This window comes from Roseiconus lacunae, assembly GCF_008312935.1.
GTDB lineage: Bacteria > Planctomycetota > Planctomycetia > Pirellulales > Pirellulaceae > Stieleria > Stieleria lacunae.
The window spans coordinates 1462927-1488259 of the sequence record NZ_VSZO01000001.1 but is presented as its reverse complement, the minus strand read 5'-3'; the positions used below and the strand labels follow the sequence as shown (position 1 = coordinate 1488259).

At 55.5% G+C, this 25333-nt stretch carries 17 protein-coding genes; 10 read left to right on the top strand and 7 right to left on the bottom strand.

Annotation, left to right across the window (positions count from 1 at the left end):
- The first annotated feature begins 22 nt into the window (after positions 1 to 22).
- The 6 genes from FYC48_RS05585 to FYC48_RS05560 all read left to right on the top strand — a co-directional run bounded on the left by FYC48_RS05585 (position 23) and on the right by FYC48_RS05560 (position 7560).
- Complete coding sequence (locus FYC48_RS05585) at positions 23 to 622, top strand: peptide chain release factor family protein (RefSeq protein ID WP_149495599.1); 600 nt, start codon at positions 23 to 25, stop codon at positions 620 to 622.
- Positions 623 to 810: 188 nt separating this feature from the next.
- On the top strand, positions 811 to 2577 hold the full coding sequence (locus tag FYC48_RS05580; protein WP_149495598.1) for an FMN-binding protein: 1767 nt from the start codon (positions 811 to 813) through the stop codon (positions 2575 to 2577).
- Positions 2578 to 2598: 21 nt separating this feature from the next.
- Complete coding sequence (locus tag FYC48_RS05575) at positions 2599 to 3552, top strand: hypothetical protein (RefSeq protein ID WP_149495597.1); 954 nt, start codon at positions 2599 to 2601, stop codon at positions 3550 to 3552.
- A 93-nt stretch (positions 3553 to 3645) separates the two neighbouring features.
- A complete protein-coding gene (locus tag FYC48_RS05570; protein ID WP_149495596.1) occupies positions 3646 to 4068 on the top strand; it encodes a GntR family transcriptional regulator in 423 nt (140 codons plus the stop codon).
- 45 nt (positions 4069 to 4113) lie between these two features.
- Positions 4114 to 5058 carry an ABC transporter ATP-binding protein gene (locus FYC48_RS05565; protein WP_149495595.1) on the top strand — a complete coding sequence of 315 codons (945 nt, stop codon included), beginning with the start codon at positions 4114 to 4116 and terminating at the stop codon, positions 5056 to 5058.
- 102 nt (positions 5059 to 5160) lie between these two features.
- Positions 5161 to 7560, top strand: coding sequence for an ABC-2 transporter permease (locus FYC48_RS05560; RefSeq protein ID WP_149495594.1), 2400 nt, complete (start codon positions 5161 to 5163; stop codon positions 7558 to 7560).
- A 195-nt stretch (positions 7561 to 7755) separates the two neighbouring features.
- Here the strand turns inward: FYC48_RS05560 and FYC48_RS05555 are convergent, their stop codons facing one another.
- Together FYC48_RS05555 and FYC48_RS05550 are read right to left on the bottom strand one after the other, a co-directional pair.
- On the bottom strand, positions 7756 to 9021 hold the full coding sequence (locus FYC48_RS05555) for an ABC transporter permease (protein ID WP_160149340.1): 1266 nt from the start codon (positions 9019 to 9021) through the stop codon (positions 7756 to 7758).
- A gap of 119 nt (positions 9022 to 9140) precedes the next feature.
- Positions 9141 to 10718 carry an efflux RND transporter periplasmic adaptor subunit gene (locus FYC48_RS05550; RefSeq protein ID WP_149495592.1) on the bottom strand — a complete coding sequence of 526 codons (1578 nt, stop codon included), beginning with the start codon at positions 10716 to 10718 and terminating at the stop codon, positions 9141 to 9143.
- A gap of 665 nt (positions 10719 to 11383) precedes the next feature.
- On the opposite strand from FYC48_RS05550, the gene FYC48_RS05545 reads away from it, so the two are divergent.
- The gene (locus FYC48_RS05545) at positions 11384 to 12295 is read left to right on the top strand and encodes an ATP-binding response regulator (protein WP_149495591.1); all 912 of its coding nucleotides are present in this window, start codon (positions 11384 to 11386) and stop codon (positions 12293 to 12295) included.
- Between the two features lie 226 nt (positions 12296 to 12521).
- Here FYC48_RS05545 and FYC48_RS05540 read toward each other — a convergent pair whose 3' ends face one another.
- On the bottom strand, positions 12522 to 13715 hold the full coding sequence (locus FYC48_RS05540) for a type II CAAX endopeptidase family protein (RefSeq protein ID WP_149495590.1): 1194 nt from the start codon (positions 13713 to 13715) through the stop codon (positions 12522 to 12524).
- 7 nt (positions 13716 to 13722) lie between these two features.
- Positions 13723 to 14745, bottom strand: a complete 1023-nt coding sequence (gene argC / locus FYC48_RS05535) for an N-acetyl-gamma-glutamyl-phosphate reductase (RefSeq protein ID WP_149495589.1) — start codon at positions 14743 to 14745, stop codon at positions 13723 to 13725.
- Positions 14746 to 15308: 563 nt separating this feature from the next.
- Between argC and FYC48_RS05530 the strand changes: the two genes are divergently transcribed.
- Positions 15309 to 19175: a choice-of-anchor D domain-containing protein gene (locus FYC48_RS05530; protein WP_149495588.1), complete on the top strand. Its 3867-nt coding sequence runs from the start codon at positions 15309 to 15311 to the stop codon at positions 19173 to 19175.
- An 8-nt stretch (positions 19176 to 19183) separates the two neighbouring features.
- Here FYC48_RS05530 and FYC48_RS05525 read toward each other — a convergent pair whose 3' ends face one another.
- The 3 genes from FYC48_RS05525 to FYC48_RS05515 form a co-directional block, all read right to left on the bottom strand.
- Entirely contained in the window at positions 19184 to 19954 is a 771-nt protein-coding gene (locus FYC48_RS05525) for a hypothetical protein (protein WP_149495587.1), read from the bottom strand.
- Between the two features lie 4 nt (positions 19955 to 19958).
- Entirely contained in the window at positions 19959 to 21716 is a 1758-nt protein-coding gene (locus tag FYC48_RS05520) for a DNA-methyltransferase (RefSeq protein ID WP_235034085.1), read from the bottom strand.
- A 287-nt stretch (positions 21717 to 22003) separates the two neighbouring features.
- A complete protein-coding gene (locus FYC48_RS05515) occupies positions 22004 to 22336 on the bottom strand; it encodes a hypothetical protein (protein ID WP_149495586.1) in 333 nt (110 codons plus the stop codon).
- Between the two features lie 214 nt (positions 22337 to 22550).
- Here FYC48_RS05515 and FYC48_RS05510 point away from each other — a divergent pair, with 214 nt between their 5' ends.
- Positions 22551 to 23870: a Gfo/Idh/MocA family protein gene (locus FYC48_RS05510; RefSeq protein WP_149495585.1), complete on the top strand. Its 1320-nt coding sequence runs from the start codon at positions 22551 to 22553 to the stop codon at positions 23868 to 23870.
- Between the two features lie 540 nt (positions 23871 to 24410).
- Entirely contained in the window at positions 24411 to 25163 is a 753-nt protein-coding gene (locus FYC48_RS05505) for an NIPSNAP family protein (RefSeq protein ID WP_149495584.1), read from the top strand.
- The last annotated feature ends 170 nt before the right edge of the window (positions 25164 to 25333 follow it).

Here is a 25333-nt window from a genome sequence, read left to right as displayed (position 1 = left end):
TTTCGTCGAGCAGAATGCCATCATGAAACGCGATTCCAATGCGTCAATTCCCGATCGATCCAGCCGTCAAGCTTGCCGGCTGGTGTCCGCCCCGCACCCTGCCGTGCTTGATGTCGATCTTCTGGCAAAGGATTGCCAATTGCGGACTCAACGGCGAAGTGGTCCGGGTGGTCAACATCGCAACAAGACCAGCAGCGGCGTCTTCATGGAACATCGTCCGACCGGGCTGATTGGCGAAGCGACCGAAAGACGCAGCCAAGCTCAAAACCGTGACGTTGCCTTGCGGCGGTTGCGCTACGTGCTCGCCTTAGCGATACGTACTCCCAGTCCGATTGATTGCGGACCGGACGATCATCCATCTGATCACGACGACTTAGAACAAAACATCCGACAGCGGTATCGACGTCACTCGCTCAAACTGAACGAGGAAAACGTCGATAAACCAGCCTTGCTCGCCATGCTACTCAATGACTTGTGGGCGAGTGGTGGACAACCCAGCCTGGTCGCCCCACTGTGGTCGACCTCGACGAGTAAGATTGTCATGCTCTTACGCTCCTACCCACCGGCGATCGCCTGGGTCAACTCGGTACGTGATCACCATGGCAGATTGCCGTTGCACTAAGCAGTTGAACACGAATGATTCGGCTTAAGGCATTTCACTCTCCCCACTGGGAGAGTCGGGCCTTCAGGCCCGAAGAGGGCACCCCCCTCCCCGACCGTTTGCTCGTCCGACTATCCCGCAAGCGGGAGGGTGCTATCCAGATGTTTAACCCCCAAAACTCGTGTTTACCTGCTTAAAGTACGCCATTGATGCGCAAAAAATTTCATCGCCTCGCACCGCTCGTGCATTGCCTGCGCGTTGCCCTGGTGATCGCGCTGTGCGTACTGATTCCGCCGGCACACGATCGAGGTCGTTGGGCCGGCGAACGCATGCCGGCCCCGGAACTCTCGATCGTCAAGCGAATCGTTCCCGCCGCAACACGGATTGACGCCGACGCCGATGCCGACGGGTTTTGGGGTATCTATGACGACCAAGACAAAAGACTTGGTCGTGCCGCCCGAACGATGCCCGCGGCAAAAGACGTGATCGGCTATCGAGGTCCAACCGAAGCGTTGCTCGTGATCGATGAACAATTCAATTTGCTCGGCACCCAAATGCTCGACAGTGGTGATACCGAAGAGCACGTCCGGGCCGTCCGAAATGACAAAACCTTCTTCGATCAGTTCACGCGGTGGAACTGGTCGGGCCCGGAAGAGCCGGCAAAGATCGATGCGGTTTCAGGGGCGACGCTGACGTCGTTGGCACTCGCAAAAGGAGTCCTAACGCGAATCGGCGGGAATCGAGGCTCGCTAGTGTTTCCCGACGAAATCTCCATCGAAGAATTGTCCGATTGGTTTCCCAATGCTGGTCGAGTGGAAAACCGCGACCATCGTGTCGTCGTCTTTGATCACCAAGGCAACGAACTCGGGCAAGTCCTGCGCAGCGGTCCGTACAGCGAAACGATTATCGGTTACCAGGGCCCTACCGAACTTTTGCTCCGACTGGATGGGCGAACCGGACAAGAGGGTCAATCGGAGCCGAAGGAACGATCACCGATCGTTCGAGCGATCTTCATTCGCAGCTCGTTTGATAATCAGCCGTACGTTCGCTACTGCCGCATGGAACGAAGTTTTTGGAATAAGTTTGTCGATCGTTCAATGGCAGAACTTGCCGCAACAAATCTAGAACAATCGGGTATCGAAGGCGTCTCCGGTGCCACGATGACTAGCCTTGCGATCAGCGAAACGATCTTCGCGACCGCCGACCGATGGGCCGACCGGGTACGTGAAACAGCCGAACGGCGCAGAATGGAGTCGACGCTCCGCGGAAGACTTGCAAGTTGGTTGGGCGATATCCGGTTCGGTGTCACCGACTTCGCCTGTTTTGCGATGCTACTTACGCTGTCAATCCTAAAGTCACGTGGTTTATTTCGTCGCCGTTGGCTTCGCTCCCTTTGGTTGGCGGCCAGCGTTGTGGTCATTGGGTTATGGTCAGGAAATTTGATTTCGATGGCCTTGATCGCCGGATGGGGCGGAGAGGGAATCGCGTGGAGACTCGCACCGGCGTTAGCGGCGATCGCCCTGATCGCATTCGCGTCTCCGCCGATCGGAAAATCAAACCCCTACTGCAACCACCTTTGTCCACACGGTGCGTTGCAACAATCGCTCAGGCCAAAACCCAAGAGCCGAAGACGAATTCGCCTACCGGCGACACTGACGCGTGTCCTGATGGTCGTCCCCGGTTCTTGTTTGGTGATTGCATACTTATTGCTTTTGTTTCGCCCCTCGGTTGACCTCGCGGGATGGGAACCGTTTCATGCCTACCTCTACCGCGTCGCCCCGTTAACCTCAATTGCCTTCGCGATCGCTACGCTGCTGTTCGCCAGCGTGGTCCCGATGGGTTATTGCCGGATGGGGTGCCCTACCGGTCGATTACTGGATTACCTACGTCGCAGCGCCGGAAGCAACCGAGTGGAGACTGCCGATGGAGTCGCCTTGGCGTTGTTGTTGGTGGCGATCGCGACGCGATTGGCTTGAACTCGATCCTTGGAAATGCTGATGGCTAACGCCCCCAATCAAACGTTTCAGCAATCTTGCCCCCATTGCGACGCGACGCTCGAGCTCCCCCACCAAGCGGCCGGAAAACGATCGCTTTGCCCTAGCTGCGACCAAGAATTTGTTGCCCAACTTACGACATCGGGTGATACCGATCGGCAACCTCGTGCCCCGCAGCAAAATGACGAACAGCATCTCCAAAAAGTCTCTATCGAAACCATCTTTGGTGACACCCAAACGCTCTTCGCTGTCGGACGACGCAAACTGTTTCTTCCCGGTTTTGTGATCGGGGGCTTGTTGGTGCTGCTGGTCGTCGTTCCGTTGATTGGCTTGAACCAATACGCACAAACCAATGCCAACGGGGCGATAACCATCACATTGGTGCTCTCGCCGCTATTCTTATTGGTGATCGCGTATGTACTTAGCGTCGGGCTGTACCTTTCTGATCGACTTTGCAATGTCGATTTCAATTTACCGGTGGTCGAGACATCGTCTTGGCTGAGTGATTCGTTTAAGCCGCGATGGAAGTTGGTGATACGAACCGCAGTGACCGTGCTCCTGCTGTTTCTGCTCAATGGCGTGGGGCTGCTGGTGACTGCACTCACAATTTCGGTGGCAAGTAACAGCACGCTAATCGGTACGACGCTCCTGCTCTATGGGTTTGGATTCCTGATTTCGGTGTTGATCCCGGTCTTTCTCGCGATGAGTTTTTGGCCGCTCTTGCCACTGTGTCTCACCGATCGACCGTTGCGCAGGAATGTTCATCCCGCAATCACGATTGCCTTCTTTGACCCGTTCAACTCGTTTCTGATTGCCGTCGCCACTACGTGCCTGATCGGGATCGGCGTCGCGATGGTTGGCATGGGACTGATGGTGACGCTACCGCTGACAGTATTGTTGCTGGTCGTCGCGGTTCGCCGCAGCACCGGTCAATCAATCGCGGTCCTGGACCAGTGACGACCGACAAGAAAATACTTGACAGGCCAGAGACTCCGTGTACCATGACAGCGGTACACCGAATCGAGATCACTCCAACCGAGAGTGTTTGCCATGTTTTTTTCGATCGATCCGGACGGAGACATCCCGATCTACGAGCAGATTGTCCGTCAGGTAAAGCTGGCGGTCGCTGACGGGATCCTTGTCGGCGGCCAAATGGTTCCGAGTGTTCGGCAGCTTGCCAACGAGTTAGCGATTAACTCGAACACGATCGCACGTGCTTATCAGGAATTGCAATCCGATTCCGTCCTCGAACCGCTTCGGGGACGCGGTATGATCGTTCGTCGTGACGCGATCAAACGCTGCACCAAGGCGCGTAATACGCTCGTGGCCGAGAGCTTTCGCCGAGCCCTCTCTGATGCGCTCGCCGGCGGCATGAGTGCAGACGAATTACGGAGCCTATTTGAAGCCGAGCTAACTCGGCAGCAAAACGAGCTTGAAGAAGCTGCGAAAGCCGGCGGCAACGGTAGCACTTAACTGTTTGGCTTTTCTTCCCGTTTACTTTTCATTGGGAATCTCGCGATGAATTCAATCATATCACTGAAGAACGTTAGCAAACGGTTCGGTAACAAACAGGCGCTCGATCATGTGAATTTGGAAATCCCATCGGGTATTGTCTTTGCGCTGCTTGGCGAAAACGGTGCGGGTAAAACCACAATGATTCGCATCCTCACCGGTACACTAAAACCGGATTCAGGGCACGCCGAGGTTTTGGGCATGCACTGCCTAAAAGAGAGCGAAGACATCCGCAAGAAGACCGGTTACGTCTCCGACGCTCCGGCGATGTATGACTGGATGACCGCCGAAGAAATCGGTTGGTTCACGTCCGCCTTTTATGACGACCTATTTCCGGGCCGTTACGTCGAAGCCTTGGGGGCATTCGACATCTCGCCCGGTGTCAAAATCAAGCACATGAGCAAAGGTCAACGTGCGAAGGTCGCGTTGGCCTTGGCGACATCGCACGACCCTTCGCTACTCATTTTAGACGAGCCGACGAGCGGACTTGATCCGATGGTTCGCCGCCAGTTTTTGGAGTCGATGGTCGATCGGGCCGCACTGGGACACACCGTGTTGCTATCCAGTCATCAGATCAGCGAAGTGGAACGCGTAGCCGATTGGATCGGGATCCTTCACGAAGGCGAGTTAAAGCTAGTCAAGCCTCTACAAGCACTTCGAGATTCCACCCAGGTCATCACGGCAACGCTTGATCACAGCGACGCGACGGTGGTGTTGCCACGTGGTGACGTGTTGACCGAAAGTAAGAACGGACGCCAGCTTCGCTGGATTGTGACAGATCTAGCGGACGACTGGCGACAGGACTATGACGAGAACGCCGGCGTTGTACGAGTCGATCAAGCCACGCCAACGCTAGAAGAAATCTTTGTCGCGGTCTGTGATCCTCACGCTAGTCGACCGAAGTCACAACCGCCCGAAGCGAAACCATCAGGCGAGGTTGCCTACAGCTAACGAATATTGAATCAGTCGTTAAATAGCCCACCGCATCATTCGTGGTGCTCATCTATTTTGATCCCCGACCTTTGCCGCACTTCGATCTCATAGGTTGTCACGATGAACGTGCAAATCTTCACGCGATTGCTTTGGAAAGACTACCGTTTGCTACGGTCGTTGGCGATTGCGGCCCCACTGTCGACGTTGGGATTTTTCATCCTACTAGAATTGATCAGTCACCTCGTCCCCTTGGGCCGATCTGATACGCTCGGCGGAGCGACCGCGATCTGGTCGTTCGTCCCATTTTTGGTCGCGTTCGGTGCCCCGGCACTTTTGATCGGTAGCGAAGAAGACAGCGGCTCGTTGGCTTGGTTACGCACGTTGCCGGCCAATTGGAAACCGATTATCGCCAGCAAATTTTTGGTCTCGTTTGGTTGCTTGATGTGGTCCTGGCTGATCGGAACCCTGCTATTGTTCGTGACATTTGGGATCCATCAAAAAGAGATTCTTTTCGATATCACCAATAGCAAGCAACAAGTCGACGGTCCGTTCCCGGCTGCGCTAGGAACCATCGGTCTCAGTATTGCGGCATTATTGTGCAGCTTGTTCACGGCGACATACTTTCGGTCTGCTATCGTTGGCTTGATCGCATCGGCACCGATGTTCGGGGCTGCCCTGTGGGCGTTCTTCGGTCTGTTCGTCTGGTGGTCAGGTGCCGCCCGGCCGATGCCCTTCTCCGCTGACGCGTTGTTTTGGTTCGTCGCGATCGCTTGCTTGGTTCTCCTCGCCCTTACCGGATTAACAACCTTGGCTTCACGGCAACGGTTGACCGGCCCGGAACGTGATTGGAGTGCACTATCGAAAGCCAATCGGATTCGCAGCGCCTATCAACCTCCGATGTCGACGGGATACAAGTTGGGAGCGGCATTGGCAGGCCGGCGTCCCAGCCCCTTTCATGCATTACTGTGGCAAAGCTTCCGGCCAAATGCGTGGTACTATCTTCTGGCGGTCGTGATCAGCATCGCCGCCGGTGTCCTAGTCCACGCAGACCAAAACAGCCGAGCGTTAGGATACATTCTGCTCGCCATCGTTGGTTTTGCCATCGCCGGACTGACATTCTACAGCGACTCGATTCGTGGGCGGAGTGCGTTCTTTTTTGATCGCGGTATTTCGCCAAGGCTCGTCTGGGTTACTCGATTGCTGCCGTCGTTTGTGTTGATCCATCTGATCTTGTTGATCGCGATCAGCCCATTCTTGATCACGGTTAATCTCGCTCAAGAGACCGCGATGATCCTGTCGATCTATGCCGGTGGTTTGGCGGCATACGCGATGGCTGTCTTGTTTTCTCAGGCAACGACACGTCCGTTGCTAAGTTTCTTTGCGGGTCCGGTTGCGGTGCACTTTTCCGGCATGTTTCTGGTCTTGGCGGTCTTCGGGTTCTATCCCTGGGCAGTCGGCGTGCTGTTGATCTCTGCTGCGATTCTATTCGTCGCGTCTTATCGATTGACAAATCTTTGGACGCAACGAAAGGCCTACACCAAACATTACGTACTTACATCAGTTAAATACATTGCCGCCGCACTGCTTTTTCCGGTCTTGGTCGTTCTGGCGATACGTTGGTCGACGATGCTTCCGAATACATCGACCTGGCGACAAGACATGTTTGCGATGGAATTGCCCACTAGCGATCGCGATCCGATTGCGATTCGCCCCGGCGCCGGGAACCAACGCCTTCGTCTTTCGACGCCGGTTACGATTCCTTTGGGTGATGAACTCGATTGGATCCTCAGCAAAGAACTTGCCGATGAGGACAATATCGGCGAACACATTTCGCTGCTAAGGTTAAGTGAGATTTTCATCGATCCGCAGCACAGCTCCTATCAAGGACAGCAGTTTTGGATCTCGAGAATCGGTCATCCGGATACCACGTTGTTTGACGACCAATTGGCGGTGATCGATGTGCTGCAAAAGTGGTCACGTGTTGTTCGCGACCAAGCGATCGAAGGGCAATCGTCGTTCAACGAACTGTTGTATGTGGCCGAGCATGCCGATTGGTTGAGCACGCTGGCCCTTCAAATGATGGTGAACCAATCGGGCGTCAATGTGGAAATTCGTCAGCGACTTGTGAATCTGCCCAGCGATCAAACTGTGCAGCAATCACGACAGAATTCATTGATCCGTCATTGGCGATCGTACCAAGAATCACGAAGTGGTTTCTGGGGCGGCTACCCAAACCCGCCGACACTTCCTTGGCTGGTGATTGAACGTGTCCGAGCCCAGCGGGCGGTCGATCATCTCACCATGGGGACTCTGGAACAAACCCGGCAAGGCGATTGGTTTACGTTCGCCGAAACCGCCGTTGGCTATGAGACGATCGCCTACATCCGACGGGATACCGATGTCAACAATGTTTACGCCTACTACCCGCTCTACCCGTCTGAGTGGATTCGGCGGTTCGGTGAAATTGACCAGCGGCTGAAGACACTACGTGGCTTTGCCGGATCTAAGTCTGGGGAATGACAATGAGTGCGGCGCTGTGATTCAGTCAAGGTGATTGCGGGATCGACGGTAAACGCCGAGCTTCAATCGAAGACCATGAGTGTGCGCCATGAACCGATGGGGGTTCGTCATTAGAGATATCGCAACGCAACCGTGGCTAAAGCCATGTGGCTGATCTCAAAGCAAAAGGGCTCAGACCGGCCGCTGCTGTGATTGCTACTGCTTTCGCAATGCTTCAATCGGGTTCATCGCGGCTGCTTTATAGGCCGGGTAAACGCCGAAGATAATTCCCGTCGCAACCGAAATCCCAAAGGCCAATAAGATCGCGCCGATACTGGTCACCGTTTTCATCCCGGCCATCATTGTGACTGCGATCGGAATCGAAACGCCGAGCATGACGCCCAACACGCCGCCGGCTGCCGAGAGGACAGTCGTTTCCAACAAGAACTGACGAATGATGTCGCGGCGTTTTGCACCGATGGCGCGACGGATTCCGATCTCGCGCGTCCGCTCGGTCACGGTGGCCAGCATGATGTTCATGATCCCGATCCCACCGACAAGCAGCGAGATGCCGGCGATCGCCCCAAGGACCAAATTCCAAATCCGCTTTTCGTGTTCTGCTTGGGCCATCAATTCTAGTGGCACGAGGACCTGGTAGTCTTCTTTACCGGCATGGCTCTTTTCCAACAAACCACGAATCATATTTGCCGTCGGTACGACGCGTGTTGCTGCCTCTTTATCTTCGGCATCGGCGACCGCTAACGTGATTTCGCTCAGCTCGACGCGATCGAACTCTCGGCTACCACGGGAACCTTCTCGGGTGAAGTACCCGAATCGTGCGCGTCCGGTATCCAGCGGAATAAAGATGTCCTTGTTCGCGTCGCCGCCTTCACTCTCACCGGCCCGGGCCCGGCCGCTGTCGCGCTGCTTGAGGATCCCGACGGTGCGAAAGGCGATCCCACCGATCAAAACCGGTTTGCCAAGGGGATCATTAAACCCGAACAATGCAACGGCAGCGCCTTCGGTCAGGACGGCAACGTTGGACATCGATTCCAGATCGCGTGATTGCAAAAATCGGCCTCGGGCGACATCAATTTCACGAACGTCTGCCAATTCAGGCGTGGTCGCGACGACACGACACTGGCTGATTCGGCGTCGACCGTTCGAAATGTCTCGACGTTTCATCATCACCGGAACAATGGTTTCACCGGTGGGCAAATCGTTTAGCGCCCGCAAATCGCCATAGGTCAGTCCGTATGCGTTGACCTTGTAAGATCGCGTTGACACCACGCCTTGGCTGGCAGCGGATTGACTGGAATCGTTTTCCAAGGCGGGTTTCATCGAACGGACGATGACGTTGCCAGCGCCAAGCTGGCGGATGCGATCCAACGCGTCCTGCTTACTACCTTCGCCGATCGACAACATCGCAATTACCGAAGCGACCCCGAGGATCGTCCCCAGAAGGGTCAACGAGCTGCGCATCTTATGCAACAGCAAGTTACGAACAGCAAGTTTCAGGGTGGCCCACCACATGAACGGAGTCGCCAGGTTAAAAGCTAATGTGGATCTGGGAACGAATGACAGTTGACCGACAAATCGGATCAGCCTTCGCCCAACAGTTCATCGACGAACTCTCGTGGGTTCAACGCAATTTGTTCGCCGGTGGCCAAGCCATCGGCGATTTGAACCAGAGAATCGGTTTCGCGGCCGACTTCGACGTTGCGAATACTCAGTCGATTGTTTTGACGCACCAAAACGACCGTTTGATCGTCTCGTTCGATCACCGCCTGAATCGGCACGGCAACGGTTTCCTTGATCGAATCGACCATGATTTCGGTCACGGCCGTCATCCCTGGTTTCAATTGTTCAACTTCGTCGTCGATCGTCACAATCGTCGTGTAGACCTTCGTCCCACTGCTTAGCCAACCGTTTTGATCTGGCAAAACGGCGATCGACTGGACGGTGCCCATGTATTCCATTTCGGGAAAGGCATCGACGGTAATGCGGACCTTCATTCCGATGTTGATCTGATCCAAATCCGATTCGTGCACCGCCGTTTGAACCTGCATTTGTCGCAGCGACGGGAGCGACATCAGGTGTTGACGATAGCGAGCCGGGGCGCCTTCGCGGATCTCGTCGTTACGCGAGGAAGCGTAAGCAACCATGCCATCCTCGGGAGCGTAAATTTTGCAGGCTGCCAATTGCTCCTGATAACGCTCGAGACGCTCTTCTTCCTTCTTCAGTGACTCTGTTCGGGCACGCAAGATCGCTTGAACCTGAGCCAGTTTAGCTTCATTGTTTCGCAGCGTTCGCTCAAGGCCCTGCTCGGCGGTCGCGAGTTTGCCTCGCAATCGCAACAGTTCCATTTCCTGCTCGTAGTTTTCTTTCTTTCGCAGCGTCGCCAGCGTGGTTTCTAACTTGTTGAGCTGGGCGGCGTACTTTCCTTCGGCTTGCAGGTACGCGAGTTCGCTCTTTCGCAATTCGTTGCGGTTGGCATAACCAAGTTTGTACAACGAGTCGATCCCGCGACGATCGTCACGACGCAATTCCAAGGTCGCCTGGGCTTCGAGAATCTGATTGTTGACTTCGTCGATCGTTCGCTTGATTTCCTCGACCGCCAGCTTGTGTGTTCCGCTCTCGTCATCGGTGAACATTTTCAGCTCCAGCTTAGCGAGCTGAACTTGTAGTTCCGCTTCGGCTTTGCTGGTCTCGTTTTGAACGATTTGGTTCTTGAAGTTCGCCTCGGCTTGAATCTGGGTCGAGCGAGCTTCTTCGGTATCAAGGATCTGCTGATCGAGTTCTTCGCGCATCGGCGCAGATTCAAGTTCGACGAGCAGGTCGCCCTTTTTAACCCGGCTACCGTTGGGAACAATCCACAGGATCGGCGTACCGTTGATGCCGTCGCGCTGAACGTCTTCGACCATGCAATTGATCTCGCGGTTGTTCTGACTTTGCAGATTCCCGCGTTCGATCACGGTGACATTCAGGTCCTGCGGCGACACCGTGTGCAGCAACACGTTCTCGTCGATCCGGGGATCGGCCCCGAAAAAGAAGGAGGACAGCGAAAACCCGAGCACCGGAACCACAACGGCGGCGGCCAGGGCTTGGACAGCGTGAATGAAGCCGCGGCTTGGGGGCGAACCCTTTTTCCGTCGGCCCGTTTGCTTGGTTGAAGACATGGCGATTCGGCAGGAATATGAGGGGTGTCGCACGATTGGCAGCCAAGACGCATCGACGGTCCCACGAGTAGGAACGTCAAAATGTCAAAATCACCGAGAAGCACAAGTCTCGGATCGCCGTCGCAGAAGTCACGCCGACTCATGGCGCGTGCACTGCGTTCGAAAGGCTGTCGAAGGCGAATGGGGTGGGTAGTTTAGGCGGGGACGCTTGCTGGCGACCAAGTTGTGAAGGCTGGGGACCTTCGCAAAGGGGATCCGGACACCAACAGCGGCACTCCAGTATAGTCGACAGACAATCCTTTGTCTCCATAGCCCATCTGGAGAACTCGTGTCATGATCAATAGGGCAAATTCCTTTGCAGTCATCGCGACGGTTTTGCTCCCCCGTCGGGTTGAGCTTTTCGCTCCGAATAGGCTGGCTTTGACGGTGACGGCCCGAAATGCTGGCCGACCGAACCAACACGGTTCAGTGTTTTTGTGAAGTTTTGCGAACCCCTCTGACCTCCGATCGCCAATAATGCGAGAGAGCCCTCCGTTCGCCATCGGTGGTGATGAAACGTGTACCATCAAGGGTGAACACCTGCGAATGCCGTCCCGTGATTCCTCCCACAGGCGATCTCGCCGATTGATTCCGCTGACCGATTTCTCTGACCAAACTCCCTGATCATGGCAAAAGTTTTACTGGTCGAAGACAGTCCGACCCAAGCGATCGAGATGCGAATGTTGCTCGAAGAGGGATGTCACGAGGTCAAGCATGCGATGAATGGGAAACTTGCCCTGGACGTCCTTGCCGAGGACGTTCCGGACATCGTCGTGACCGATCTGGAAATGCCGGAAGTCAACGGACTGGAACTGGTCGAAGTCATGCGGACGGACTATCCGCACATCCCGGCGATCCTGGTGACCGCCCGCGGCAGTGAAGAATTGGCGTCGCAAGCCCTGCAAAAAGGCGCCGCCGGCTACGTCCCAAAAAGCGACCTGCAATCGCTGCTCAATAACACGATCGTTGATGTGTTGGGCGTGATTCGCACCGACGCAAGTTTTACCAAACTGATCTCGACGCTGAAAAAGAACGTGTTCGAGTTTGAGATGGAAAACGACGCCGAGTTGATCTCACCGCTGGTCGGTTTATTGATGCAAGTCGTCGCTGGGATGGAATTGATCAGCGGCGCGGACATGAATCGACTCGGTGTTGCGATCGAGCACGCATTGGTCAACGCCATGTTCCGAGGCAACCTGCAACTCGGTCGCTCGGTCACCCCGGCCCACCACGCACTGATTTACGAAGACGCATCGACGGATCTGATCGAACGCCGACGAAGCGAAGAGCCCTACAAGGATCGCAAGGTCTATGTCCACGCGTCCGCTTCGAAAGACGAAATTCGAATCGTGATCCGCGACGAAGGCCCCGGATTCGACACCGACAAGGTGCCACGCACCGTGAGCGCCGATCTGTTCACAACCGAGACCGGCCAAGGACTTGTATTGATGAAGAGCTTCGCCGACGAACTGAGCTACAACGAATCCGGCAACGAAGTCACGATGGTGAAACGCTGCCATTCACCCGTACTCGTGTAGCCTTCGAATCCGCCGCCAGCGCTGCGTCTAGACCAGATCTTTGGGCTCGGCGATCAGCGATTGCCCCCGGCTGTCGCGGCTCAACCGTGACGAATATGACACGACAACTCCACAGATCGAACTGGAACAAAGCGTCGTTGCAGCATTCAGATTCATCGTTAAATCAGTCGAAAGGCATCGGCCGATCGATCGCCTGCGGCTATCGCAACGCCACGATTTCACCGACTTAGGATGACACGACGATGTCTTGAGTTTCGTCGTGTGTTTCGATCGCCTGTGACACCGGCATCGGGAGCCGCCACAACGCGATCGCCGTGACAATCGAACTGGCCAACGCCAATAAGAGCGCGGTCCCAAAAAATGCGACCAGCTTGACCGAAGGAAGGTCGCCCTCTTGTTCCGGCGCCATCACCACGGCAAAGACACTGATCGAGTTATTGACGAAGTGGGCCAGCATTGCGGGGAACAACGATCCGCTTCGCCATGCGATCACGCCAAGATAAAACCCTAGTGGCAATACGGCGATCACGTGCACCAAGTCCCAATGGAACACGGCGAATAAGACCGAAGCGATCGCGATCCCAAAGAACGGTCCGACCACGGTATTAAGTCGCGTTTGGATGTAGCCACGAAAAACTAATTCTTCGCACAGGGCCGGCGTCGCACCGATCATCAGCGCAAGGGGGATTAGAAACCCTGACTCGCCGTGTCCGCGGAACACGTCAGTCATCATTTTCATATTCTCACTTTCGCCCATCAGTGTCCCCACTACGATCGATGATATCCAACCGATCAACGGCGTCGTCATTGCGGCCGCCGTCCAGGCCCACAGCGGCCAATGACCACGGACCAGCGAAAGGCGGCGGCGGAACCCATCGGGTGACAGTAGCGGAAGCACAATCGCGGTCGACACCAACGCCAATTGCGGAGCCAAGACCAGTATCAAAAAGCCAACACGTGACTGCGTGACCTTGGCCATCACTTCGGCGTTGCCCAGCATACGCGGATGGAACTCGCCGTGAACGACCATCGCCGCGATCACAATTGCGACGAAGCTGGCGCCAAAGAAAACCAACAATGAAACGGCCGGCATGCCAATCGCATTCCACAGAAACGCGATGATTCGGTACAAGCCCGGTGCCTGCGTGCGAAAATCATGAACTTGCAGCGCGATCGGATTGCCATTGACCGGCGGGGGCAGCGGAGAACGATCCTGTCCGCTGGAATGATGTTCAACCGATTGGTCAACGGTCCCCGAGGGCGGTCCCGAGAATTCCAGCCCCTCGGACTGCGACGCTCCTACCGGGGATGGCTTAAACGCTGGCGGATCATACGGGTTCGACGGAATTTCGTGCGGTGCGTTTGCGGACGGGTCTTCGTCGTTGGATTCGAAGCGCGATGACGGATCGGAGTTTTGCATCAAATTATCAGTTCAGGCCGACTTGCTGATCGATTCCAAACATCACGTTCATGTTTTGGATCGCCGCACCGCTTGCTCCCTTGGCCAGATTATCGATCGCCGACAAGAGGACGACTCGTTTTCCCGAAGCTCGCGCCGCCATTTGAACATAGTTCGTCCCGGCAACGTGTGCGGTCGCCGGTAGATGATCGACGACATTGACGAATGGTTGTTCGCCGTAACAATCGCGCCAACATTGTGTGACCTGCTTGACCGCACCTACTACGTCATCGCTTTTTGGGCGAACGTAGATCGTCGACAAAATCCCTCGCGACATCGGTGTTAAATGAGGAGTGAAGATGACTTGCGGATCGATGCCGCCGATCCGTCCAACCAAGTCGTCGATTTCGGGGCCATGACGGTGACTTCCGACGGCATACGCCGCGATCGATTCGTTCGTTTCACAATACAATGTGCCTAGCTTTAGCCCTCGCCCGGCACCACTGACCCCGCTTTTACTATCGACGATGATGTCATCCGTTTCGATCAAGCCAGCCTTAGCCAGCGGGGCCAAGGGAAGAATCGCACTCGTCGGGTAGCACCCGGGATTCGCCACCAAGTCAGCCTTGGCGATTTCATCGGCAAAGAACTCGGGCAATCCATAAACGGTTTGGCCCACCCGCTCCGGCCATGGGTGCTTCACCTTATACCAGTGTTCATAGACGTCGAGCGACGACAATCGAAAGTCGGCACTGAAATCGATCACCCGAACACCGGCCGCACAAAGACCTCGAACGGTTTCGGCTGACGCACCGTGGGGCAAACAACACATCGCCACGTCACACCGGGACGCGATTTTGTCTGCGTCGAGTTCCTCCAGCACCAGATCGACGCGACCGACCAACGAGGGGTGAACCGATGCGATCGGTTGGCCGGCATCCGCCCGGGCGGTGGCGATGGTCAATCGCGCCTGCGGATGGACGCTTAAGAGCTTGGCAACTTCCAAACCGGTGTACCCTGTGGCACCGATCAACGCGACGGATAACGACATTCCAGAACCGATGAAGTCTTGATGAAAGGGAAGGACGAAGGTTTCTGAGAAACCATCCGGCAGTGGGGCTATTCTAGCTAGCGAAACGTTGCTGATCGCGACGAACCCAGTGTGTTGAAGGGCCGGTGTTTTGACGGGCCAGTGTGTTCATGGGATCGCGCCGTAGCATAAGCCACTTAGCTTTCGGCAACCTGAAGCCTTCGGGGTCTCGGCGGGACCAACCGAACGAGACGAAGAACGAGCGTGCATACGCCAGCTGCTTCGATGATTGTGGCGAATCGATACCCGGTGGTCGATAGCCTTACCACCCGATCGGCCGGAGGGCTCGCATTTAATCCGACAGTCTTGTTTCAACGGCGCGTTGTTTTCAGTTACATTGAGCTGACGCATTGCAGCTGAATGAGATCACTGCTGTCTAACAGGGAAGTCATCATCACCGTCTTGGTTCGCGATCAGCGTTCGCTATTTTTTCGAAAACGCTGTCCATCGCTCCAAGCGAATTCCGGCGACATCGGCCATCGAATGATCGCCGAGCGCTGCGCACATCTTATCTTTTCCAGCTCATGAAGTTCAGTCGCCCTGTCTGCAGTCGTCCTGTCCGCAGTCGCGTTCGTCGAATTTGTATCGAATCGCTTGAGTCACGTCGTCTATTGGCAGCAGACTTGTTCGCAGCCGAATTCGAGACCGATCCACGATTGATCGAAATGTTCTATGGGCCTCGCCGGCCCGACCAACCGGTGCCGCCGATCCAAGCGATCGCGCCATTGATCGATGGCACCTCCGAAGAAGCCCCCCCGATCCTCGAAGGCTTACCCGCCAGCGTCGCAGATGACAATTCGCCCAGCGGTGCCGCCCCGTTTGCGCTCGATCAAACGTTCTCCTTGAATAGCCGTCCTGATTCAAACTTCACCATCTACCTGGACTTTGATGGCCATGTCACGACGGGGACGTCTTGGAATTCCGCCTACGGATTCTCCGAGATCATTCACCCGAACTACTGGGGCGGCACGGGCGGTGACTTTTCCAACAACCGCTTGGAATTGATCCAAGAGATTTGGCAGGTCGTCGCCGAAGACTTTGCACCGTTTGATGTGAACATTACGACCGAAGAACCGGTCGACTTGGATGACCTTCGATACAACGGCCCGGGCGATACTCGCTGGGGGTCGCGTGTCGTGATGACCAAGGACACGTTCGCCGATTGCAGTTGTGGCGGTCATGCCTACCTAGGATCCTTCGATGACCTTCAAGACGAGCCGGCCTTCGTCTACAACGGCGGACTAAATGCGGGCAGCGAAACGGTGAGTCACGAAGTCGGTCACCAACTGGGTCTGCATCACGACGGCAATGGCTCCAACACGTATTACCGAGGACACGGATCGGGCGATACGAGTTGGGGACCGATCATGGGCGCGCCGTTTTCAAAGCTCACAACGCAATGGAGTCATGGTGATTACTACAACGCGACACTTCCCGGCGAAGACGACTTAGCCATCATCACCGGAAGCAGCAATTTCCCCTTCATCTCCGATGACCATGCCGACATTCGGACCGATGCGTCGACCGTTTTAGAACGGAACACCACTTCGATCGAAGCGTTTGGGATTATCGAGACCAACGACGATATCGATTGGCTTCGTTTCCAGACCGGCGGCGGTGATGTTACCCTGGACGTCGACGTCACAGGTTACAAACCCAACCTCGATGTTTGGGCGGGCCTATTTGATTCGACCGGGCAATTCATCACCGACGCCAATCCCCAATCACAACTTTCGGCGTCGTTCGGGACGCTGACCTTGGATGCCGGTGAGTACTTCGTCAAGCTTGATGGTGGACCACGCGACTCGACCTACGATCCCGTTCTCGATCAACTCATCGAACCAAGCCCCGCGCCGTACACCGTTTCCGGACCGCTGGGTTACAGCGACTACGGAAGCCTAGGGCAGTACCGTTTGCATGGGACGATCGTCGACCCCGGTAGCCCAACGGTCGCCATCTCGGCGGGCTCTTCGACGTACACCGAAGGCCAATCGGCGACGATTGAGTTGTCGACCAGTGATGGGGGCAGCGGTTCATTCACCGTTGAAATCATGCCGACGCGACAAAGCCGGCCCAGTCACCCCGCCCCTGATTCGACCGAAAATAGCGATTTCGCCATCGCGACAACCCAAACAGTGACCGTCACCAATGGATCGGGCATTTTGACGATTCCGCTCGTGGACGACTACGAAGTCGAGAACACCGAGACGTTTCGTGTCATGATCAGTGACCCCGGAGCCTACGCCGTCTCCAATCGGTATGTCGACATTGACGTCCGGGAATCACAAAGCCAGTTTTCGATCTTCGCGACTGACACGTCCACCCGCGAAGGCGACCCGGGATCGGAGCAATCCCATCAGTTTACGATCCTTCGCGAAGGTCGAACCGATATCGCCCAAACCATCGCGTGGCAACGAGTACTGAGCGGCTCAACGCCGACCCAAGAATCCGCGCAGGAAGATGACTTTGCGTCCCCTGCCAGCGGAACGATTGTTTTTGGAGTTGACCAAACGACGGCGGTGTTGGAAATCAACCTTCACGGTGACCTCGTCGACGAAGCAGACGAAACGTACTCGATCGAACTGGAGGTCGCCGCCGGCGAGAACTACTTGATCCCTTACCAGACTTCGTCGGCTTCTGGAATCATCCGAAACGATGAGTCGACCATCGATTTCACTTCGAGCGCAAAGTTTCGTATCCGTCAGGTCGAATTTAGCGGCGGAAATCTCGACCATTTTGCGATCGATAACTTTGCCATCCCCGGCACTTCGGTCGGTGACGATTTCGACCCCAACATCGATCAGCAAGTCTGGGATTCGATCGTCTCCGCAAGTGAATCAGCAATCTTCCCGGATACCGATGGCAATGCCCTGGTCTTTTCCGGAACCGTCGAACGCTCGGCAACGACCGTCCCTGCCTCGCCACCACTGGGATCAAGTCTTGATTTCGACATCATCTTTGCCAGCTACAACGCTCCCGGATTGAACGCGACCGAAAACGGTGAAGATGCGATCTTGGAATACACGCTCGATGGAACCGAATGGATTCAGATTCAGCGATTTGACGAAGCCGAATTTGCCTCGTGGACGCCGATGTCGATCCCATTGCCGGCGGCGGCCACGTTCTTGCCTACTGCCTTTACCGAAGGCGATGAGGGGACGACCACGGCGTCGATGGAGATCACGCGAACCGGCTTCCTGGACAAGCCGATGAATGTGGACTGGATCATCAGCCCCGACGTTGGATCAGACCCAGCCGACATCGATGACTTTGGCGGAACTTTTCCGTCGGGCACGGTTCAGTTTGCCGCAGGAGAGTCAACCGCGATGGTCCATTTTGAAATTGCAGGAGATTCGTCCATCGAGCCTGATGAAACGTTTAACCTCACGGTAACGGGGAGTACCGGAGGACCGATCCTCAACCCCAGTTTGCGCGGATCAATTACCAACGATGACTTTGCCGGACCAGAGATCAATGTCCTAGGTATTAACGGTGCGGCGATCCTTGCTGGGGATTCCACCGCATCGATCGAAGACGGCACCGACTATGGACTGATCACTGTCGATGGCGAACCGGTGGTTCAATCATTCGTCATTGAAAACGCAGGCATCACTGACCTGCACCTCAACGGAATTTCGATCGAAGGTGCCGATGCGGTTGCCTACGCGGTTGAGAATCTATCTACCAACACCGTCGCCCCCGGTGAAACTGCGACACTGTCGATCGCGTTTAATCCGACCAACGGTGGGCGTCATCACGCGACGATCGTCATCGACAATGATGACCCCAGCGAGTCGCTTTATCAGTTTGCCGTCTCCGGCTTGGCGACGGATCTCGCCGTCGAAGAAATCATGATCAACGATGGCTCGATCGCCCGCAGCCAAATCGAATCGATTCGCGTACGATTCAATCAATTGGTTGCCGACGAGCCGCTCAACCGCGCCTTTCAAGTTCGCTTGGTATCCAATCAAACACAGTTCTTTCCCTACCCCACCGTTGATAGTGATGAAGTCGACGGAAAAACCGAAGTCGAACTGACATTTCCGTCCGTAGGTGGGAGTGGGACCGGGGAACTCGCGTGGGTCGATGGGTTCTATGAACTGCGGATCCAAGCGAACTCGGTCATTTCGATCACCGAAGAAAGTTACCCAATGCCGGCGAATGTTTACTTTGGCACCGAAGCCGGCGAAATCGATAACACAGATCACTTTTTCCGGCTCTTCGGAGACGTCAACGGCGATCGGGATGTCAACAAGATTGACCTCGATAAGTTCGTCGCCACGCTAGGCTTCGAACAATCTGACCTTGGGTTTAATCCCCAATTCGATTTCGATGGCGATGGTGACGTCGACACAACGGACTACGTCCAAATCAGGCGCCGACTGTTCTGAAACACGCTTTACGAATCGTTCGGCGAGATTGCATTGGCGATCGCCGCGATCGGTCCTTCGTCGTAAACCGGTGCAGGGGAACGCGAATCAAGTTCGAAGACCGAAATTAGTAGCGTTCGATCGGATAACGCGCATCGCCCTTGATGAATTCGAAAAGGCCATGAAGGGCTTTTCATCGGTGAAACCCACTCGACCTCCACCTGCCGATAAATCGTGGTGCAGGTTTGCAGTCGCGAGTCCGAAAGGGTCCCAAAGGCTAGCGAATTGATCGGTAGCCCGAATTCAGTTTCCAAGCCGTCAGTTTCCGAGTCCGCGGTTCGTAAGGTCTGATCACCCGATGATTCATCCGCCTGCCAATCAAAGTCGTTCTCTGGTTCGCGCCGGTCACCCATCGTGGGATCATCCTCTGCGAGTTGCGGCAAGAATTGATCGGCGGCCGGTGGCCAGGGTTGGCTGCTGGGGTCAAACGTCGCGATCCTACCGACGACTTTGTCACGATGATTGACAAAGGAAATTGCATTCAAGTCAGGTGATTGCTGATCGACCGCATAAAAGACAAACCCATCGGGACTGTCGATCGTGATCCCCATGGGCTCACAACGTATCGACTTCTCGGTCAACCGATGGACTTCAGGAATCCAGACTTGCTCCATTGATTCATCGTGCCGGCGATCAACGCCAAACGTTCCCATCCAGCCGATCCCAAGAATGACCGCAGCGGCCAGCAGGTTTCCGCGGGAGAACTGCAACGTTTCTCGATCGTTTGAATCCGTTTTCATTCGTCTAGAATAATTGGGTTGCGATCGGCTGATGTAAAAAATGCGCGTTCAACCAGGGCCGCAGCCAAGTCACAAACAGGCTGCGTTGGACGAGCGCGTCTTGCGGCTTCTCGACCGGCCAGAACTGAATCTCCGTCGGTTGGAATCGTTGCCAACCGGGCCGCCGGATCGTTTGCCGAACATGTTGGGTCACGTCACGCGACTGGCCGACAAACAGGACCGAGTCTTCATCGCTGATCGCATAGATTCCCGCCAAAGGTTGCTCGGTGGGCTGAGCGATAAACGCCGAGATCGGCTGGCCCTCCGGCAGACCAACATTTAAGAACTGATCGGCTAGTTGCTTTGCTTTTCGGGTTACTTTGCCATCGGTTGCGATCCGATGCAGATTCCAAATCGCCGAACGAAACGTTTGAGATGCGGAATCCAGTCCTGCCGTTTCCTCGTCGGAGAATTGCGTCGCGATCTGATCAAATTCGGCTGCGGCATCGGGAGTGCACAACAGCGCCTCGAGCGACAATGCATAATCGACGGACATCATTTGAAACGCGATTTCGGCGGCATCGCTGACCGCTTCGATCGCTTTCAAGGATTGCTTGGGTCGTTTCCCCTCGCCCTTCAGTTTGTCCTGACGCGACAGCTGCAGCAAAAACTCCATCCAAGTACGAGCGTCGCCGGCAAGCTTTGCTCGTTTGCAATGCTGACTGAAGACGGCGTTTCTCTCCGGATCGAGAAGCACTTCTTCGGCATGACAACAAGCACTCTTTTTGCCGCTTTCTCGGTTCGACGCTTCGCGAAAGGCCGCTTCGATGGTCTCAGAGATTTCGCTATTGAGTGCGATCACTGGGCGGCCATTGCGGAACGCGGTTCGCTTTTTTCCCTTGCTCGTCGGAGGCGCGCTCTTGATCGGATCTGCGGGACCATCAAGCGGGTCACCGACTTGGCAAGAATTCAATCGGTCTTCGATGTGTTGGACATAGTCTTCGGACAGTTCGAACCCCATGAATTGGCGACCGAGCTTCTTTGCGACCACCAGCGTCGTACCGCTGCCGCCGAAGGGATCGAGTACCAATTCACCTGGGTTACTGGAAACGCGAATGATCCTCCCCAACAACTGCTCGGGCATTTGGCAACCGTGAAAGCCTTCGCGCTCTTTAAACGTGCCGGCGACCCGGGCAAAATACCAAGTGTCGTGAGAAGGACTGAACCCCATCGCGGGTGCGTCTTGGGGACGAAGAATCCACGTGTTGTCCGGCAGCCGGCCTTTTGTGTTCGCCCGCGCATCGGCATAAACCAACTGCCGAGCCGATGGCACTCGAACCGTCGGGTTGTCTCCGTTGAACGTAAAGCGTTCCGCATCCTTAATGAAATAGAACAAGTGCGTGTGCGATCGGCTGAACCCGCGGACGCAATTGACGCCGAAGGTGTAGTACCAGATCACCCACGACCGACAGTGAAAACCGAGCTCCTTGGCCTGTATTTTTAACTCTGCAGCGTATTCGTCTCCGATCGCCAACCAAAACGCACCATCATCCTTGAGAACTCGGTGGACCTCTCCCATCCACTTTCGGCAAAATCCCAAATAGTCCTCGGCGCTCTGCTCGTCGTCATACACATCGTAGGTGTAGCCGATATTAAAGGGAGGATCGGCGAAGACCAAATCGACCGTGCCGGACTGCAATTGCCCCAGTTTTTCGACGCAATCCCCCTGATGGACTCGGTTGGTGGCCAGTGTCTTTATGGTTGCGGAAGTTTTCGTCGTCACGGTCGGCCCGAATGCTCTGCCTGGGAGGGGGACGCAGTATCGAGTTCGATTGGGATGACGCAGCAAACTCGTTCGCCCCAGTGTATCGATGTCGTACCGATTGCGCCAGATCTCCCGGCCGGACGGTCGATCCGCAATTCTCCGTGACGGCCAATGCGTTACGGCTTCGTCAAACTCTGAAGTTGGGATTTGCCAATCGCCGTTAGACTCGGTTTCTCGGTGCAATCACCAGGTCCAGCGTTGATCGGTTGATGAGCCGCCCTCAAACACTTGATCGAGACGAGGCTCTAAAGGTGGACTGGCAAAAAGAGTTTTCGCTCACCCTCTTCCCGGGGCGGAAGTGGATCGACCCATTCTGGCTGGTCGCCGCGAGCAAAAATCGGGGTCACCTGGGCTTTGAAGTCCTTCACGATCGCTCGCATCAGATCTCGTTCATTTGCCGCCGTCGCGGTCACCCCCGGCAGATTGACCACACGGCCACTGACTCCGTTGTCGGTTGATTTGAGGTACACGACGCACCCCATCACCGGAGGCGGCTCGGCTGGCGGGGGAGTCGTCGATGGCTCGACCGGAAGCAGATCGGAACTCAATTTCGACTGGGGCTTTTCAGGATCGTTCATGGAAGTGATTCATCGGGCTGGAATTGAAAAAACCTGGGGCGAAACAGGGGAGAACACATCAAAACCGATCAATTTCCCTTTACAATACGCCGATGTGAATTGGTCTGCCCCTTTAACCACTTCCCCCCCCCTCACTGATCCGCCGCCTGAGCAGGCCGAAGGAAATTTCCTGACCCCACCAGGCGGATTTAAGACTGTTGAAAAGGAACCACCTATGGAAAACCAGCCTAGTCGTAGAAACTTCCTAAAAACTTCGACCGCTGCTGCTGCAGGAACGACACTCGCCAGCGCTATCGCACGTTCGGCTCACGCCCAAGGTAACGACGAAATCAAGATCGGCTTGATCGGCTGTGGTGGCCGGGGAACCGGCGCGACCGTCAATATTTTCGAAACCAAGGGTAACGTCAAACTGGTTGCCGTCGCCGACGCATTCGACAGCAAAGCCAGCGGTGTGGTCAACACACTGAAACAACGCAACCGTGGCAAGTACGCTTCGAAAGTCGACGTCCCCGCCGAGCAAATCTTTAGCGGACTGGACGCCTACAAAAAGGTCTTGGAAACCGATTGCGACTTGGTCATCATCGCAACCCCGCCAGGATTCAAGCCGCAACAGTTCGAAGCGGCCGTCAACGCCGGCAAGCACGTCTTCATGGAAAAGCCAGTCGCTTCGGATGCCATCGGTGTTCGCCGCGTTCTCGCAAGCGTCGAAGAGTCCAAAAAGAAGAACCTGATGGTCGGCATCGGACTGCAACGTCGCCACGAAGCTCAATACCTTGAAACCGTTGACCGAATTCACGGCGGGGCGATCGGTGATCTGATCGCACTTCGTGTTTACTGGAACGGTGGCGGCATCTGGTATCGTAACCGCACCGAAGAGCAAACGGAGATGGGCTTCCAGTGCAACAACTGGTACCACTTCAATTGGCTCTCCGGCGATCAGATCTGCGAGCAGCACATCCACAACCTGGACGTCGGCTGCTGGCTTAAAGGCGAATACCCGGTCGAATGTAACGGCATGGGTGGTCGCGGACTTCGAGAAGGTGGCGACGCATCGAAGAGCCAGATCTTCGATCACACGTTCTGCGAATACACCTTTGCCGATGGCACCAAAATGTTCAGCCAAGGCCGTCACCTTAGCGGTGGCTGGAATCACGTGGCCGAATACGCGCACGGTACCAAGGGAACCGCCAACGTTTCCGGATCTCAAATTTCCGGTCAGGACGGTGACTGGAAGTTCAGCGGAAAACGCCAGCAAGGCCACCAGCAAGAACAACACGATTTGATCGAAGCTCTCATGCGTGGTGACATCTACAACGAAGGTGAGTACGGCGCAATGTCAACGTTCACCGCTATCCTTGGTCGCGAAGCTTGCTACAGCGGCAAGATCGTCAAGTGGGATGAGTTGCTCGAGAAGGGACGCGAACTCGCGCCGGGCATCGACAACTACACCCTCGACACCGCCCCGCCGACCGTGCCTGGCGACGACGGAAACTACCCCGTCCCGGTCCCAGGAAAGTACAGCCCCTTCGCATAAGTTGTGACTGTTGCGTTTTACTCTTCGCCTTCCCGCTTGGAGGTGATGCGGCTGATAGCTCACTTATTTTCCGGTGTTGACGTCACTCTCCCATCGGAAGCGTCGAGCGGGAAGCTCGGACGCTTAAGTAGCTGGACAGGAACGTAACTTTAAAACGCCTCGGCGAAGCACAGGGTCAACGATCCCGTTGACCGAAAAACTTCAACACAACGCACGACTCCCAATTGGGTCGTGCGTTTTTTGTTGCTTCACGAGTTTCTTTTGTTGCTCGCAAGTTTCTTTTGTTGCTCGCAAGTTTCTTTTGTTGCTCGCAAGTTCTTTTATTGCTTCGCAAGAAACGCCCCAGTCTGCTTCTGAATCCCTGTGTGCTTCCGAAGTCGTTGTACCGCAATGGTTTCGTATCGTGTTGGATTCGTCACGCACCCCGATCTTACGTCGTGGTACGATTTCCTTTGCTGACGACACTCACCGATCAGGCGCGGTTACACTCTTTGGTCGCCCCGGATTCCTTTCGCTTCACCATCCACCCACCACACTACGATGCCAACTGCTCGATCGCTCGCCACTGCTGCTGCAGCCGTCGCCTTCCTGTTGACCCTCGCGTCTGCTGTTCAAGCCGAGGTTTATGAGCTGCGAATCTATAAGACCAACGAGGGAAAACTCGACGCGCTCAATGCTCGCTTCCGTGATCACACGATGCGTCTGTTCAAAAAGCACGGGATCGAATCGATGGGCTACTGGGTTCCCACCGATCGCGACGATTCTCAGAACACGTTGATTTACGTGATTAAACACGAAAGCCGTGACGCGGCAAAAGAGTCGTGGAAAAATTTCCTTGCCGATCCCGAATGGAAAAAAGCTGCCGCCGAATCCGGCGTCGGTCGATTGGCCGAACGCCCCGAGTCGACGTACATGGAACTGACCGACTATTCGCCAGAATACCGAAATGCCGAAGGCGACGAGAACGACGTGTTCGAGCTACGAATTTACGAAGCCGCCGAGGGCAAACTTGACAAACTTGATGCTCGCTTTCGCGACCACACGATCGGTCTGTTTGCCAAACACGGAATCAAGTCGGTTGCGTACTGGCATCCGACCGACTCGCCTGATAGCGAAAACACATTGATCTACATCGTCGAACACGAAAGTGACGAGGCCGCGCAACTGTCGTGGAAATCGTTCGCTGCTGACCCAGAATGGAAAAAAGCAGCCGCCGCATCCGGTGTCGGTCGTCTCGCCAAACGCCCGACATCGATCTACATGACGCCGACGGATTACTCGCCCATCAAGTAATCGCGTTTAACGCCCAGGTTGAGCGCCGGACCGGAATCGCGAAGGGCGAACCGGAACCGGGGCCTGCGCCCTCGGCGCATGGGTCGACATCCATGGGGTTCCCGATCGGAGCGAATCACCACGTTCCGCGGCAGGATTCTAAGCCGGACGGATGGTTTGACTCCTGCACA